The following is a 15,356-nucleotide window of genomic DNA, read 5'->3' as shown; positions in this document are numbered from 1 at the left end:
AGATCGCGGATCTCGTGATCTCGGATCTGGGATTTCAGATTTTTGGGGTTTTTGATTCGGGATATCGGTGACCCCTGGTACCGGATCGGCGCATCGCGCCGGTATGTTTGAGCCCCGGACACCGTCCGGGGGGAAATGACGACGGTAACCCGCGCCGTGACCACCGCCAGCGCGCCCGAGACGACCGCCACCGGCGCCGGGACGATGTTCACCCGAGCAAAGACGACCGCCAGCGGCGCCGAGAAGACCGCCACCGGCGCGGAGACCACCGTCACCCCCACAAAGAGCACCGCCAGTTGGACAAAGAGTCAGGTCAGCGGAGCGGAGAGCGCCGCCAGCGGACCAAAGAGTCAGGTCAGCGGCTCCGGGACGACCGCCAGTGTCGCAAAGAACCCGATCAGGGCGTCGTGAGACGTGTCAGTGTCGCAAAGAACCCGGTCATCCCGCGTTTGCGTCCCCCTACCCATCCATCTCTATTGCCCGAATCCCCGATCCCCGGGTTGACACCCGGGGCCAGTGAACGCTGCCCCTACCGGGGCAGGTTTGGGCCAGTTAACAGAACGGCGCTCCGCAGTTTCCATATCCCCAACGCTCAAAACCAGCAGACCCCCCAAAACCTTCAGAACCTTCAAAACTTCTAGAACCTTCAGAACCCTGAGAACCTTAAGAACCCCAGAACTAAGAACCTTAAGAACCCCGAAGGTTTTCGCTCCGTACTTTTGCCCTGATGCAGTATTACACCGAATCGCTTACCTCTTATAAACGCCTCCGAACCCGCCCCGTGCGTATTGGCGACCTCTGGATCGGCGGCGATCATCCCATCCGCGTGCAGACGATGACCACCACCGATACGATGGACACGCTGGCCACCGTGGAGCAAACGATCCGCTGTATCGAGGCGGGCGCCGAGCTGGTACGCATCACCGCTCCCTCGAAGAAGGAAGCCGAGAACCTCCGGGCCATCCGCGACGAGCTCCGCCGCCGCGGCTATACCACACCGCTGGTTGCCGACATCCACTTCACCCCCAACGCCGCCGAGATCGCGGCCCGCATCGTGGAGAAGGTCCGCGTGAACCCCGGCAACTACGTCGACAAGAAAAAATTCGAGCTGATTGATTATACCGATGCAGAATATGCCGAGGAGATCGACCGCATTCGCGAGCGCTTCACCCCGCTCGTGCGCATCTGCAAGGAGCACGGCACCGCGATGCGCATCGGTACCAATCACGGCTCCCTCTCCGACCGCATCATGAGCCGCTACGGCGACACGCCCATGGGTATGGTGGAAAGCGCGATGGAGTTTCTCCGCATCGCCCGCGCCGAAGACTACCACCAGGTGGTGCTCAGCATGAAAAGCTCCAACCCGCAGGTGATGGTGCAGGCCTACCGCCTCCTCATCAAGCAGATGCACGAGGAGTTCGGCGAATGCTACCCGCTGCACCTGGGCGTAACCGAGGCCGGCGACGGCGAGGACGGACGCATCAAGAGCGCGATCGGTATCGGCGCCCTCCTCGAAGACGGCATCGGCGATACCATCCGCGTGTCGCTCACCGAAGACCCCGAGCTGGAGATACCGGTGTGCAAGGATCTGGTGAAACGCTACGGCCCATCCCCCCAGCCCCCTTCCCGAGGGGAAGGGGGAGAGGCTCCCCTCCCATCGGGAGGGGCCGGGGGTGGGCCTGCCGGGGATTTGCGCCTCAGCTACGACCCGTATTCCTACAAGCGCCGCAACTCCTTTGCCGTCGGCAATATCGGGGGCGGTCAGGTGCCGGTGGTCGTGGCCGACCTGAGCAAGCTGCCGTCGATCGCGCCGGCCGACCTGCAAAGCGTGGGCTACAGCTACAACGAGGCCACCGATAAATGGTCCATCGCCGACACCGCCGCCGACTACCTCTTCACCGGACATCTCACGATCGGTTTCGCGCTGCCGGGCACGCTCCGCGTGATCCAATACCCCGCTGCCTGGGAGCAGACCATCGAGCGGCATGCCATCGACGCGGAGAACGTGCTCGAAAAATACTTTCCCATTTTCGACGATGCGGGCTACGCCACGGCCGCCGCGAAAAGCACGACGCTGAATTTCGTGATGGTCGATGCCTATCCCGCGAAAAACCCTGAGCTGTCGCCCTACCTCGACGCGCTCGCCAACGATCCCGGCGTGGTGCTTTGCGTGAGCAGTACCAACAGAAACGCCGTGCAATCGGTGCGTCGCCTCGTAGTGGCGCTCGATGAAAAGGCCGTGCGCAACCCCATCGTGCTCATCACCGACAGCAACTGGCAAACCGCCGACGAGCACCTTGTGCACTTCGGCGTCGAGGCCGGCGCGCTGCTCCTCGACGGCATCGGCGATGGCCTGTGCCTCGGCATGAGCGCCGCCGCCTACGCCCAGTTCGACCAGTTCAACACGCTCTCGGGGCGCCGCTACAGCAGCGGCGACGACCGCGCCGAGCGCTTCCTCAACCACAGCGCTTTCAGCATCCTGCAGGCCACGCGCACGCGGATCTCCAAAACCGAATACATCTCCTGCCCCTCCTGCGGCCGCACCCTGTTCGACCTGCAGGAGACCACGGCCCGCATCCGCGCCGTGACGCACCACCTCAAGGGCGTCAAGATCGCCATCATGGGCTGCATCGTGAACGGTCCCGGCGAGATGGCCGACGCCGACTTCGGCTACGTAGGCTCCGGCCCCGGCAAGATCACGCTCTACAAAGGCAAGGAAGTGGTCAAGCGCAACGTGCCGAGCGAGGTGGCCGTGGAAGAACTCATCGTGCTGCTGAAGGAATCCGGCGCCTGGGTGGAACCGGCGGTGCCGGCGTAACCGTGTGAGCAGTGAGCGGTGAGCCCTCTTTGTCAACGCTCACTGCTCACCGATGACCGCTCACCTGAACTAAAGACTTTTTGCACATGAAACGACTCTACTGGATCCTCTTCTTCCTGCTGGCCCTCGTTACAGATTGCGTGTTCATTTACATGAACGACGACGGGTTGCGGGTATTCAGTAAACCGCTGCTCCTCCTGCTTCTTGCCGCTATGGTGGTCAGTACCACGCCGCGCTCGGGGAGCTACCTGAAGGGGCTGCTGCTGGCGGCCCTCGGCGCTTCCTGGCTGGGCGATTTACTACTGCTCCGCGACTCGGAGCTGTTCTTCCTGCTCGGCGTCGGCGCTTTCTTTCTCGCACAGGTGGGCTATGCGCTTGCCTTCGTGCAGCTGCGGCGGCAGAAGAACATGCGCTTCCGCCCGCTCATGCTGGTGCCCGTTGTCACGTATTACATCTGTCTCATCGCGCTTCTCTTCGATCACCTCAAGCCCGCGCTCCGCGTGCCGGTACTGGTATACGGCCTTGGCATCAGCGCGATGCTGGCGATGGCGCTGCAGCTGGTACGGCTCAAGAACCGCCGCAGCGCCGGTCTCATCTTCGGCGGCGCCCTGCTCTTCATCGCCTCCGATTCGGTGCTGGCCCTCTCGAAATTCTATTGGAAAGAAAGCAGCACGGGCTCCGGGCTCGTGGTGATGGCCACCTACGGTCTCGCGCAGCTGTTCCTATCTCTGGGACTGCTCAATCATATCAGCACGCCGCGCGTTGTGCGCAAAAGCCCCGAAGCGATGCGGCAGGAGCTGCTGAATTAAGCCCCAGCCCCCTGTCCCCCGAAGGGGAACTTAGGTGGAACCCTCTTTAATACCTGGAATACTCCAAACGTTGCTTGAAATAAAAGCCCCGCCGATGGCGGGGCTTTCTACTACAAATTTTCAATGTTCAATGCTCAATGCTCAATGCTCAGGGAGGGAGGAAGTGAAGCGGTACTCCACTGCCGTTAAACATTGAGTATTGAGCGTTGATTATTGAATATTATCCGGGTGTACGGATTCGCTACGCGGACCGTCGGTACTTTTGATCTACCTCAAGATGAAAGAACAAACAGCAAAGGACAGCCCCAACTTAAGTGTTCCGCCGGCTGGCGGGGGGCAGGAGGCCGACTTCCTCGTCATCGGCTCCGGGATCGCGGGGCTTACCTACGCACTCAAGGTGGCGCAGCAGTTTCCGCAGCGCAGCGTAACGATCATCACGAAGGCGGCGGCCGATGAGACGAACACCAAGTATGCCCAGGGCGGCATCGCGGTGGTGAACGACCTCGAAAACGATTCCTTCGAAAAGCATATCGAGGACACGCTCATCGCGGGCGACGGCCTCTGCAACCGCCATGTGGTGGAGATCGTGGTGAAGGAAGGTCCCGCGCGTGTGCAGGAGATCATCGACTGGGGCGCACAGTTCGACAAGGACTCAGAAGGATCGTACAAGCTGGGACGCGAGGGCGGGCACTCGGAGTACCGCATCCTCCACTACAAGGATGTTACGGGCCGCGAGATGGAGCGCGCGCTGCTCACTGCCGTGGAGAACACGCCCAACATCCGCATCATCAAGCATTGCATCGTCGTCGACATCATCACGCAGCACCACCTCGGCTACCTCGTTACCAAGAGCACGCCCGATATCTGCTGCTACGGCGTGTACCTGCTCAACATGAAAACGAACCGCATCGAGAAGATGCTGTCGAAGCTTACGCTGCTGGCCACCGGCGGCAACGGGCAGGTGTACCGCACCACGACCAATCCCTCTATCGCGACTGGCGATGGCGTGGCGATGGTGTACCGCGCCAAGGGCCGCATCGAAAACATGGAGTTCATCCAGTTTCACCCCACGGCGCTCTACGAGGCCGGCAAGCGTGGGCAGGCCTTTCTTATCACCGAGGCCGTGCGCGGCGATGGCGGCATCCTCCGCAACAGCAAGGGCGAGGCCTTTATGGAGCGCTACGACGACCGCAGGGATCTTGCGCCCCGCGACATCGTGGCCCGCGCCATCGACAACGAGATGAAGATCGGCGGTACCGAGCACGTGTGGCTCGACTGCCGGCATATGGACGGCGAAAAGTTCCGCGAGCACTTCCCCAACATCTACGAGAAATGCCTGTCGATCGGCATCGACGTGGCGAAGGATATGATCCCCGTATCACCGGCCGCGCACTACAGCTGCGGCGGCATCAAGACCGACGAGTGGGGCCATAGCTCCATCGCGAACCTGTATGCCTGCGGCGAATGCGCCTCCACCGGCCTGCACGGCGCCAACCGCCTCGCGAGCAACTCGCTGCTCGAGGCGATGGTGTTTGCGCACCGCTGCTACCTTGATGCCGCACGACGCATTGAAAGCCTTCCCGGGCTGCCCGCCATTCCCGACTGGAATGCCGAAGGCACCTCGGAGCCAAAGGAGATGATCCTCATCACGCAAAGCCTCAAGGAGCTGCAGCAGGTCATGAGCGACTACGTGGGCATCGTGCGCAACACGGTGCGTCTTGCGCGCGCCATGAAGCGCATCGACCTTCTTTTCGACGAGACCGAAGACCTGTACCGCAGCACCGCCGTGTCGCCGCAGCTGCTCGAGCTGCGCAACCTGATCACGGTGGGCTACCTCGTTACAAAGGGCGCCGCCTTCCGCAAGGAAAGCCGCGGGCTGCATTTCAATACCGACTACCCGCAGCACTCGGAGCTGGTGCAGAATATCATCTTGTAAGAAAGTTGCAAAGTTGAAAGTGGAAAGTGCTGTGCCCGAAAGAACGTCATTGCGAGCGAACGCAGTGAAGCGAAGCAATCGGCTCCGGGTAGAGGCCGGTTGCTTCGTTGCCCTCCGGGCGCCTCGCAATGACGGTTAAAACAAAGCATTCCTTCGAACTTCCGACTTCCTACTTCCGACTTTCCTACTTACTACCTTTGCGCCTCCATGTATTACCTCCTGTACGGCTTCCTCTACCTTGTATCGCTCCTGCCCCTGCGGCTGCTGTACCTGTTGTCGGATGCGGCCTATGGGCTTGTGTATTACGTGCTGGGGTACCGCAAGAAAGTGGTGCTCGATAACCTGCGGATCGCTTTCCCGCAAAAGACGGAGGCCGAGCGCATCGCCATCGCGAAGAAGTTTTACCACAACTTCACCGACACCTTCATCGAGACGATCAAATTCATCAGCGCGCCGCCCTCCTTTTTCCGCAAGCATTACCAGGCCGACTTCTCGATCGTGCACGAGATCTACAGGGACGGGCGCCCCGTGCACTTTCACATCGGCCACAACTTCAACTGGGAGCTCGTGAACCTGGCGATGCAGGCCCACCTGCCCGGTCCGCATATCGGCGTGTACCTGCCGCTTACCTCCAAGCCCGTTGACCGCCTTTTTTACAAGATCCGCTCGCGCTTCGGGGTGAAACTCGTGGCCGCCTTCCGGATGGCGCGCGAGATGATGCCCTTCCGCGGGCAGCAATACATCCTTGGACTCCTGGCCGACCAGAGCCCGGCGATCCCCTCGAAAGCCTACTGGACCAGCTTCTTCGGCAAGCCGACCGCCTTTCTGAAAACACCCGACGATGCGGCGCGGCGCAACGACCACCCGGTATTCTTTTACCACAGCACGCGCCCGCGCCGTGGCTATTATGTTGGGCATGTGCAGCTGGCATCGGCACACCCGTCGCAACTGGCGCCCGGCGAGCTCACGATACGCTACGCCGCCTACCTGGAGCGCGTCATGACCGAGCACCCCGAGCTATGGCTCTGGAGTCACCGCCGCTGGAAGCACGAGTGGAAGCCGGAGTATGGAGCGTTGCTCCAGTGACTGATGCCTATGGAACAGTGAATAAGTATCTGTGCCGTCCCTTATTCATTATGCGTTATTCAATAAACATTATTCAATGCCCGCGGCCACGCGGGCCATCCTTTCCCAGTCGCCGGCAGTGGGCACCTGCACCCATTCCTTCATCGGGCGGCCTTTGCCCGAAGGATCAAAGAGCCGGGCGCCGGCAACAGCCAGTGCCGCGGCATGTGCCGGGCCGGTAAGCTTGAAGACCATTTCGTTCTGGAAGAAGCAGGTGAAGGCCTTGCCATTCATCTTGAAGCAAGGCTTGCCGAAAAGCTGGCCTTTTTCGGCGCCGGGTATCGATGCGCCGATATGCTGGAAGCGGGTTTCCTCGGGAGTCATGGCGACGAAACTAAGACCGCCGGCGGTTCAAATGTTAAAAAAAATTGAAGGCAGGTATTGAAAAAGGAAGTATTCTTGTAAAAGAAAAGTCCCCTGTGGAAACAGCGGACGTAACGATTGCTTGCTATATGAAATTTTTGAATTAGGACGTAACGTGTTCAGCTTGCTACCTTGACTATTGCGATTGCTTGCTTTTCTTTTGCTAAAATAGACCTACCCTCTCTCCTCTTCCCACCAATTTACTGTTCGTTACACGATAGCTAACCATTAGGCTCAGCTGTAAAAGCCTTGCCCCTGCTGGCTTTGCGCAGTCCCATCCGCACTATCGCCAACGCCTTTTCCGCATAAAAAAAGCGGTCCGGAGACCGCAAGTTGATGTCAGATGTCAGATCCGAGATCTACAGATCCGAGATCCGAGATTAATAGATCCGGGATCAATTCAGCACACTGCTTTGCTTCTGCGTCGGGATCTTCGTGTCCTTGCGGATCGCGTTCCAGCCACCGACCACGTTGCGGAGGTTGTGAATTCCCTGGCGCTTCAGGAGCGAGGCCGCAATAACGCTGCGGTAGCCACCCTGGCAGTGTACATACAGGTTCTGCTCTTCCTCGAACCGCGCGAGGTGCAGCGGATCGATCATATCGTTGAGGGGCAGGCTGAGCGCATCTTTTACGTGTCCTTCGGCAAACTCGGCCGGCTTGCGCACATCCACCACCACGAGGTTTTCGTCGAAGGGAAGATCCATGGCCAGCTCGTCTGGCTCCACGTCGATGATCATATCGATGGCCTCGCCGGATTTTTTCCAGGCATCGAAGCCACCTTCGAGGTAACCGATCATATTCTGGAAGCCCACACGCGCGAGACGCACCAGCGCTTCGCGCTCCTTGCCGGGCTCGGTTACCAGGATCATCTCGCCTTCGTAAGAAAGCAGCGAGCCGGCCCACTCGGCAAAGCGGCCCTCGAGGCCCACGAATACGGACCCGGGTACGAAGCCCTGTGTGAACTCAGCTGCGGGACGGGTATCCAGAACAAGGGCACCAGCCTCGGAAGCGGCGGCCACTTCGGCTACCGTCAAGGCTTTGAGGCCCCGCTCCAGCACGCTGTCGAGGTCGTCGTAGCCTTCCTTATTGATCCGGGCGTTGATGGGAAAGTATTGCGGGGGCGCGGCGAGGCCGTCCGTTACGGCTTTCACGAACTCGGCTTTTGTTTGCGGCTGCAGGGCATAGTTGCTGGCCTTCTGCTCGCCGATCGTACTGAAGGTTTCGGGACCGAGGCTCTTGCCGCAGGCCGAGCCGGGACCGTGCGCAGGGTATACGATCACGTCGTCGGGGCGCGGGAGAATGTGCTTGTGCAGTGAGTCGTACATCATCGCCGCCAGGTCTTCCATGGTAAGGTCGGCGCCTTTCTGGGCCAGGTCGGGGCGGCCAACGTCGCCCACGAAGAGTGTGTCGCCGGTGAAGATGCAGTGCTCCTTACCGGTGGCGTCCTGCAGGAGGTAGCACGAAGACTCGAGCGTATGGCCCGGGGTGTGCAGCACGGTCATGGTAAGCTCGCCTACGCGGAAGGTTTCGCCGTCGCGGGCAATGTGCACGGGAAGCGGCGTTTCCGTTTGCGGTCCGTAGATGATGGTGGCGCCGGTGGCCTTCGCAAGGTCGATATGGCCCGACACGAAGTCGGCGTGGAAATGCGTTTCGAAAATGTATTTGATCCGCGCCTTACGCTCGGCGGCCAGTTGCAGGTAGGCGTCGATATCGCGAAGCGGGTCCACAATGGCAGCTTCGCCATTGCTCTCTATATAGTACGCGGCTTCGCTGAGGCAGCCCGTATAAAGTTGCTGGATATACATAAGGAGGCTTTGCGACAAAGGTAGGAAGGCAGGGCCGCTCGGTTTGTCACCGGTGCGTCGCAGATGGGTTTCCGGGGCGGCAGGAAGGCTTATTTTAACAATTGCTGGGCAAAGAGGTGGACCTGCGTGAGGCGTTCTTCGTTGACGGAGTAGTAGATGAACTTGCCGTCGCGGTTGGTTTGCACGAAACCGGCCTTGCGGAGGATGGCGAGGTGCTGGGAGGCCACCGACTGCTCCAGGCGGAGCTTTACATAGATCTCGGTGACGGTGATCTCACCCTTTTGCTGGATGAGTTTCAGGATCTGCTGGCGCAGTTTATGGTTGATGGCACGCAGCACGAGTGCGGCCTTTTTGAGGGTCAATACATCGATCTTAAGGTCTGCTTCCGATTTTGCCGGCTTATCCACTAAAAGTTCACTCATAAATATGAATCTTACTTTTTCTTATATATTATTTGGCAAATGTATTAATCACGGCGGTAAAAAACGTGGCTCATAAAAAAAGCCTCATTTCCCGGCCGCTTTTGGGGATACGGGTGTGTAGAACTCTTTTGCATAGAAGGGCTCGCAATAGGCGAGGTCGGCAAAGGTCCCGGCCCGGAACCTTGTAGCGGCGAGGGCCGGCATAAAGCGCGCGGACGCATCGGCCGCGACGAAGCGGGCGTTCGGATGTGTCGTTTGCGCCTGCCACTTGGGGCTGCCGTTACCGAAAAAAGTTAAGGGGCCGTAGGCAAGCTGCGCGGCAAAGGAGCTCTCGTCGAGCACGAGGCTGTGGGCGGGCTGCAGCTCGTCGAGCGCATCATTGTACAGGGCGGTGAACACTTCCTGGCGGCGGGCATCGATCATGGGGCAAAGCAGCCCGCCAGCGCCGGCGTACAGAGCAGCCGCGGCCATTACCTGGAGGGTGGGAAGCGTGATCAGTGGTTTTTGCAGGGCATAGCAAAGTCCTTTTGCCGAGGCCATCCCCACGCGGAGGCCTGTGTAGGAGCCGGGGCCGGCGGTAACCGATATGGCGTCGAGGCGGGAAAGCGGCCGTCCAAGCTCCCGCGTCGCATCACGGATCGCTACCTGCAGCCAGGCGGCACTGTCGCGGGCCTCGCCGGTGCTTTTAAAAAGCAGCAGGGTCCCGTCGTCGGAAAAAGCAATGGAAGCGCCGGTAACCGCGCTGTCGATATGAAGCAGGAAAGCCACGGCGCAAAGCTACGGGAACAGAAGAACAAGGAACAGACGAACAAGGAATAAGGAACAGGGAAGCTTGAAGCATTCAACCTTCCCTTCCTCATTCAACATTCCTTGTTCCTTGTTCTGCTGTTCTACACGTCTGTATCCGTGCGGTACGTTTTCGTTTCGCGGTGCACCACGTGATCGCGGCCGCCGCCCACGGGGTTGCGGGCGTCGTCGGCCGTCGTGCGGATAAGGCCGATGCCGGTAAAGAAGAAGATGGCGCCGAGCACGCCGTATACAATGAGGGTCTTGACCTGTGCGCTCGTTCCCTTGGCGTCCATGAATACCACGGCGGCATAGATAAGGCCGGCAATGCCGAGTATGGTGAGGATGACGCCGAATGTACGCTTGACGTTCATAACAGAGTTTAGGGTGCAGTAAACAAAACACCTGCCATCCTTCGACTTCGCCCAGGATGACAAGGCAGCATCGGAATTATTTTGGCATCTGTCGCCTATGCTCATCCTTCGGCACGCTCAGGAAAGTAGATACGTTTACTGCGTTGCACGCGCAATGACGTTCTCTCAGGGACAGCAGCTCCGACTTCGCTCTTCCCACTTGCCAACCTGATTACTGCAGGAACTTTCGGTAAAGGGTATACAGCACTTTTTTCTCGGGCTCGCTGAGCGAACCCTTTTCTTCACGGCCCAGGTACTTGCGGCGAAAGGTGGTAAAAACGGCGCTGCTGTCGCGCACGTCGTAGCCGATGATGCGCAGGGCGTCGAGCGTGTTGAAGCCGGCGGGCAGCTGCACGCCCGTAGTATCGCTCCACCACAGTCCGTAGCCCGCATCGGCAAAGCGCTTCCAGGGAAAGAGCACGCTGGGGTCGTTCTTGCGCGTCGGCGCCACATCGGCATGACCGATGAAGTTGGCGGCGGGGATATTGTACTTGCGCTTCAGCGTATCGAGCAGCTGCAGCGTGGCTACGATCTGCGCTTCGCTGAAGGGCTCGGTTCCGTTGTTGTCGATCTCGATACCAATCGAGGATGAGTTGACGTCCTGGATATTGCCCCAGCGACCGGCGCCCGCGTGCCAGGCGCGGAAGTAGTCGTTGAGCATGTGGTGCACGATACCCTCGCGGCAAACGACGTAGTGGGCGCTCACCTGCGTGCGCTCCGTGGTGAAGGTGTGGAGCGTGGTATCGCAGCTTCCCTGGGCCGTATGGTGCAGCACCACGATGTTGGGCTTGCGGAGGTTGAAGTTGATGGTGCCCACCCAGGGCTGCGCGGTCGCCATTGTTTGCCCGGCCGGGCTCGCCTGGAGCTCCTTTGCATATTTCTTCGCCGTGCCCCGGTATTGCTTGTTCGTGGCCGAGTAGGGACCCCGGTTGCAATACACAAACACGAGCAGCAGCGGCAGGAGCGACAGGAACAGCGGACGTTTCATGGGCAAATGTTGAAGGGGCCGCGGCCATAGGCACCGGGCGTCCGAAACAAAGATAGGGCGGCTGGCAGTGGCTCCGTTTTTGCGGCAGAAAGGCGGATCAAATTTTTGAGCTATGCCTAAGTTGAATGGAAAAAAAGTAGCCGTGCTTACCGAGAACGGCTTTGAAGAAGTGGAGCTCACGAGCCCTGTTCAGGCGCTCCGCGAGGCCGGCGCCGAAGTGCATATCGTGTCGCCGCAGAAAGGTCATGTGAAAGCCTGGGATACCGACCACTGGAGCATCGAGGTGCCGGTAGACCGTGTGCTCGACGAAACCAACCCCGAGGACTACGACGCCCTGCTGCTGCCTGGCGGCGTAATGAACCCCGACAAGCTGCGGACGAACCAGAAAGCAGTTGACTTTGCGCGACACTTCCTCGAATACGGCAAGCCGCTGGCCGCTATCTGCCACGGCCCGCAACTCCTTATCGAAACCGGTATGATCAGTACGCGCACCCTCACCTCCTATCCGTCCATCCGCACCGACCTGGTGAATGCGGGGGCCCTGTGGGAAGACAAGGAAGTGGTGAGCGATAACGGCCTCGTGAGCAGCCGCAGCCCGAAGGATCTCCCGGCCTTCAATAAAAAGCTGCTCGAAGAAGTGGGTGAAGGCAAGCACGCAACAACGGGGCAGTATACGCAGCACGACTGACCGTCGGTATTATTTCGGTAGCAGGGCGGCCCCGTGCACGCCCTCTTCTTTGCCGGTACAGTCAAATCGCTTACCTTAAGCCTCGCCAACCAAAACCCGCATGAACGATCTTTTCGAGCCCGGGAGTGCCCGCCTTATCCTGGAGCGCCTCAACAGTCTGGAAGCCGGCTGTATACCCCGCTGGGGCAAGATGAACGCTGCCCAAATGGTGGCGCACTGCCAGGCACCCTTCTCTGTCTACTTCGGTGAGCTGCAGCTGAGGCGCAATATCATGGGCCTGCTCTTTGGCCGCATGGCGAAGCGAAAGCTGCTTGCCGACAAGCCCTGGCCGCGCGGGCTTCCCACCGCCCCTGAATTTGTCGTCAGTGACGATCGTTCTTTCGATACGGAGCGCCGCAAGCTGACGAGCCTCATCGAGCGCTTCGCCGGCAGCAGCATCCTGCTGCATCCGCCCCGGCACCCGTTTTTCGGCAAGATGACCGCCCAGGACTGGAGCCGCCTCGCCTGGAAGCACCTCGATCATCACCTGCAGCAGTTTGGCGTGTAGCCCCCTGTCCCCCGAAGGGGCACCCAGGTTGGATCAGTATTTTTTGTCTTGAAGAGTTCTGAACATTTCAAGCAGAAAGCCCCGCTATCAGCGGGGCTTTCTACAATCAATTTTCAATATTCAATACTCAATTTTCAATGCTAAGCAACGAGGAAGTAAAGCGGTACTCGCCTGCACTTGAATATTATCCATCTGGGCAAACGTCGAACGAAAAACATACAGCCCGGCCTAGCTGCCCCCTTCGGGGGTGAGGGGGCCGAACTCGCCCGTGAGCTTGTTCTTGCGCACATTGCCGGCGCGGAAGGCGCGGCCATTCATGGCTACATATACGCCGGGCGGGAGCGTTTGCACAAAGGCAAAGGCGCTGCCGAGGTTGAACAGCCCGTCGGACGAGCCGAACTTGTAGGGAACCATGGCGCCCGTGAGCACGATCGTTTTGCCGGTGACGCGCTGCGCCAGCAGGTCGGCCGTTTCGGCCATGGTATCGGTGCCGTGGGTTATGATGATCTGCTGCTCGTCGGCCTCGATGCAATGGCGCGCCACGAGCTCGCGGTCAAGGTCGCCCATTTCCAGGCTGTCGATCATCATCAGGGTGCGGATATCTACCGGAACGCGGTTGCGCCCGAGCTGGAGCATCTCCGGCAGGTGCGAATCCTTGAAAAAAAGCTGGCCCGTGAGCTCATTGTACTCCTTGTCGAAGGTGCCGCCGGTTACGAGAATGCGAATGGACATGGTTGCGGGAATTGGCGGTAAAAATAAGGAATGCAGCGCCGCCGCTTCTTTTTTGTGGGTAGCGGCCTGGTGCTGATGAGGCCGCTGCCCGGTAGCTAATCCGCTCACTGTCAGCCCTCCGGATCCAATTCATCCGCCGATATGGGCGCGTTAACTGTGAATTAAGGGCTTTCCACAAAAAAAATAAGGATTTATAAAAGGGAATAGTGCACCTTCGTAGCTCTGCTCGAGAAACAGGATGCCTCCTGGCATCTTTCCTTTCTCAACATGCAGTTGGTTTAGGTGACGACTCCTGTTTTTACAGGAGTTTCTTTTTTTATCTATCATCGCGGATTTTTTGTTCCCGGATCCAGAATCCGGATCTGCTTTTCAACAGATCCGGGATCCCGAGATCAGAGATACATCGATCATTCCCCCAGCACTTCCTTCTTCTTCATCCAAGGCTTTGGCGGCGCGCCGTCCATCTGCACGATCCGCGGCTGGAAGGTGCCCACTACGTCTACCAGCGCCGTTTGCGCCTTCATCACCGAGTGGATATCCTTGTAGGCCATCGGCGCCTCGTCGAGCCCGCCACCCAGCAGCGTTACGCCCTGGAGCCGGAGCTGCTCCTGCAGTGCTGCCAGCGTGATCGACTGGAGGGCCGCCGTACGGCTCATCCGCCGGCCCGCGCCATGTGACGCCGAATTGACGGACGCCGACTCGCCTTTGCCCTTCACGATAAAGCCGGGCGCTGTCATCGACCCGGGAATAACACCGAGCACGCCGCTGCCCGCGGGGGTTGCGCCCTTACGGTGCACGATCAGCTCGCGGCCTTCCCACTGCTCCTTCCAGGCGAAGTTGTGGTGGTTCTCCACCATCCGCAGCGGCCGGCGGCCCAGCGCCCGCGCCACCTTGTCGTGGATCACGTGGTGACAGGCCGAGGCATAATCGCCCGCCAGGTTCATCGCGAGCCAGTACTCGGCGCCTTCCTCCTCGTCGAGGCCCAGCCAGGCCAGGTTCGACGCCTCGGAGGGCAAGCGCCGCTTTTGCTTCGCCAGCCTGGTGTAGTGGTTGGCGATATTGGCGCCCAGCGCCCGCGAGCCCGAGTGCGACAGGAGACCGAGGTACGAGCCGGCGGGAACGCCCAGTACCGGGTCGTATTCCGTAACCGTCACCACGCCGAACTCCACGAAGTGGTTGCCCGAGCCTGATGTACCGAGCTGTTTCCAGGCCCGCCCGTGCAGCCCTTTCAGCAGACCGATCTCACGGAACGTATCGCGGTGCAGCACTTCATGATCGGCCACCCGCGCGAACTGCGCGCCCGAGCCGAACAGCGTGTTCTCCTGGATGATCCGCGCGAAGAAACCCGACTTACCCTCCAGGTCTTTGGGTGGCAGGTCGAATACCGAGAGGCACATCCGGCACCCGATATCGACACCTACTCCGTAGGGAATCACGGCGTTGTCGGTAGCCAGCACGCCGCCGATCGGAAGTCCGTAGCCCGAGTGCGCATCCGGCATCAGGGCGCCGGCCACCGCTACGGGGAGCTTTGCGGCCGTATACATCTGGTGCAGCGCGCCGGCTTCGATGCCGTCGCTTCCGAATACCGAGAAGGAGATGCCGTTCTGGTTGAGCGACAATTCCGCGCCATCCGCCGCCGGCTTCGGCAGCAGTTGCGCCGCGATCTTCCCGAGCACCGGGTGCTCAAGGTAATCAGCCGGAGCTGCGCGGATATTCGAAAGGATGGCCAGCGCCTCATCGAGCGTGGAATGCTTGTAGTGCTTTTCCATCAGCCCCATCGCGAGCGAGATGACCGGCGACTCGGGGTAACCGATGCCGCGAAGATCCTTTCCATTGATTTTCAATTTTGCCATACATTCTTTTTTTGGCAGCCTTCCACTGGCTCAGGCTGACAGGCCATCGCTCTAAAACGATTTGTCAGTCC

The 15,356-nt window shown here is 59.7% G+C and carries 15 protein-coding genes; 7 read left to right on the top strand and 8 right to left on the bottom strand.

Annotated features, from left to right (window positions below; translation table 11 throughout):
- The first annotated feature begins 135 nt into the window (after nt 1–135).
- The 5 genes from ACYU7Z_RS14555 (at nt 136) to ACYU7Z_RS14535 (ending at nt 6,649) form a co-directional block, all read left to right on the top strand.
- Complete coding sequence (locus tag ACYU7Z_RS14555) at nt 136–411, top strand: hypothetical protein (protein ID WP_460571723.1); 276 nt, start codon at nt 136–138, stop codon at nt 409–411.
- Between the two features lie 316 nt (nt 412–727).
- Nucleotides 728–2,818: a (E)-4-hydroxy-3-methylbut-2-enyl-diphosphate synthase gene (gene ispG, locus ACYU7Z_RS14550; protein ID WP_460571721.1), complete on the top strand. Its 2,091-nt coding sequence runs from the start codon at nt 728–730 to the stop codon at nt 2,816–2,818.
- A gap of 86 nt (nt 2,819–2,904) precedes the next feature.
- The gene (locus ACYU7Z_RS14545) at nt 2,905–3,627 is read left to right on the top strand and encodes a lysoplasmalogenase (protein WP_460571719.1); all 723 of its coding nucleotides are present in this window, start codon (nt 2,905–2,907) and stop codon (nt 3,625–3,627) included.
- 277 nt (nt 3,628–3,904) lie between these two features.
- On the top strand, nt 3,905–5,563 hold the full coding sequence (gene nadB / locus ACYU7Z_RS14540; RefSeq protein WP_460571717.1) for an L-aspartate oxidase: 1,659 nt from the start codon (nt 3,905–3,907) through the stop codon (nt 5,561–5,563).
- A 207-nt stretch (nt 5,564–5,770) separates the two neighbouring features.
- Nucleotides 5,771–6,649, top strand: a complete 879-nt coding sequence (locus ACYU7Z_RS14535) for a lysophospholipid acyltransferase family protein (protein WP_460571715.1) — start codon at nt 5,771–5,773, stop codon at nt 6,647–6,649.
- Between the two features lie 69 nt (nt 6,650–6,718).
- Here ACYU7Z_RS14535 and ACYU7Z_RS14530 read toward each other — a convergent pair whose 3' ends face one another.
- From ACYU7Z_RS14530 to ACYU7Z_RS14505, 6 genes are all read right to left on the bottom strand, one after another.
- Nucleotides 6,719–7,012 (bottom strand): hypothetical protein, encoded by a 294-nt coding sequence (locus ACYU7Z_RS14530; RefSeq protein ID WP_460571713.1) that lies wholly within the window; start codon nt 7,010–7,012, stop codon nt 6,719–6,721.
- A 434-nt stretch (nt 7,013–7,446) separates the two neighbouring features.
- Nucleotides 7,447–8,856: an MBL fold metallo-hydrolase gene (locus ACYU7Z_RS14525; protein WP_460571711.1), complete on the bottom strand. Its 1,410-nt coding sequence runs from the start codon at nt 8,854–8,856 to the stop codon at nt 7,447–7,449.
- A gap of 89 nt (nt 8,857–8,945) precedes the next feature.
- Nucleotides 8,946–9,278: an ArsR/SmtB family transcription factor gene (locus tag ACYU7Z_RS14520; protein ID WP_460571709.1), complete on the bottom strand. Its 333-nt coding sequence runs from the start codon at nt 9,276–9,278 to the stop codon at nt 8,946–8,948.
- An 84-nt stretch (nt 9,279–9,362) separates the two neighbouring features.
- Entirely contained in the window at nt 9,363–10,046 is a 684-nt protein-coding gene (gene tsaB / locus ACYU7Z_RS14515) for a tRNA threonylcarbamoyladenosine biosynthesis protein TsaB (protein WP_460571707.1), read from the bottom strand.
- Between the two features lie 122 nt (nt 10,047–10,168).
- Nucleotides 10,169–10,438: a hypothetical protein gene (locus ACYU7Z_RS14510; protein WP_460571705.1), complete on the bottom strand. Its 270-nt coding sequence runs from the start codon at nt 10,436–10,438 to the stop codon at nt 10,169–10,171.
- Between the two features lie 211 nt (nt 10,439–10,649).
- Nucleotides 10,650–11,465 carry an N-acetylmuramoyl-L-alanine amidase gene (locus tag ACYU7Z_RS14505; protein ID WP_460571703.1) on the bottom strand — a complete coding sequence of 272 codons (816 nt, stop codon included), beginning with the start codon at nt 11,463–11,465 and terminating at the stop codon, nt 10,650–10,652.
- A 112-nt stretch (nt 11,466–11,577) separates the two neighbouring features.
- On the opposite strand from ACYU7Z_RS14505, the gene ACYU7Z_RS14500 reads away from it, so the two are divergent.
- Both ACYU7Z_RS14500 and ACYU7Z_RS14495 read left to right on the top strand, forming a co-directional pair.
- Nucleotides 11,578–12,153, top strand: a complete 576-nt coding sequence (locus ACYU7Z_RS14500; protein WP_460571701.1) for a type 1 glutamine amidotransferase domain-containing protein — start codon at nt 11,578–11,580, stop codon at nt 12,151–12,153.
- Nucleotides 12,154–12,253: 100 nt separating this feature from the next.
- Nucleotides 12,254–12,700, top strand: coding sequence for a DinB family protein (locus ACYU7Z_RS14495; RefSeq protein WP_460571699.1), 447 nt, complete (start codon nt 12,254–12,256; stop codon nt 12,698–12,700).
- Between the two features lie 228 nt (nt 12,701–12,928).
- On the opposite strand, the gene ACYU7Z_RS14490 is transcribed toward ACYU7Z_RS14495, so the two are convergent.
- Nucleotides 12,929–13,432 carry an asparaginase domain-containing protein gene (locus tag ACYU7Z_RS14490; RefSeq protein ID WP_460571697.1) on the bottom strand — a complete coding sequence of 168 codons (504 nt, stop codon included), beginning with the start codon at nt 13,430–13,432 and terminating at the stop codon, nt 12,929–12,931.
- A 407-nt stretch (nt 13,433–13,839) separates the two neighbouring features.
- Nucleotides 13,840–15,285: an RtcB family protein gene (locus ACYU7Z_RS14485; RefSeq protein WP_460571695.1), complete on the bottom strand. Its 1,446-nt coding sequence runs from the start codon at nt 15,283–15,285 to the stop codon at nt 13,840–13,842.
- Between the last annotated feature and the right edge of the window lie 71 nt (nt 15,286–15,356).

Source organism: Flaviaestuariibacter terrae, from assembly GCF_054777635.1.
This window is presented reverse-complemented; position numbering and strand designations above follow the sequence as displayed.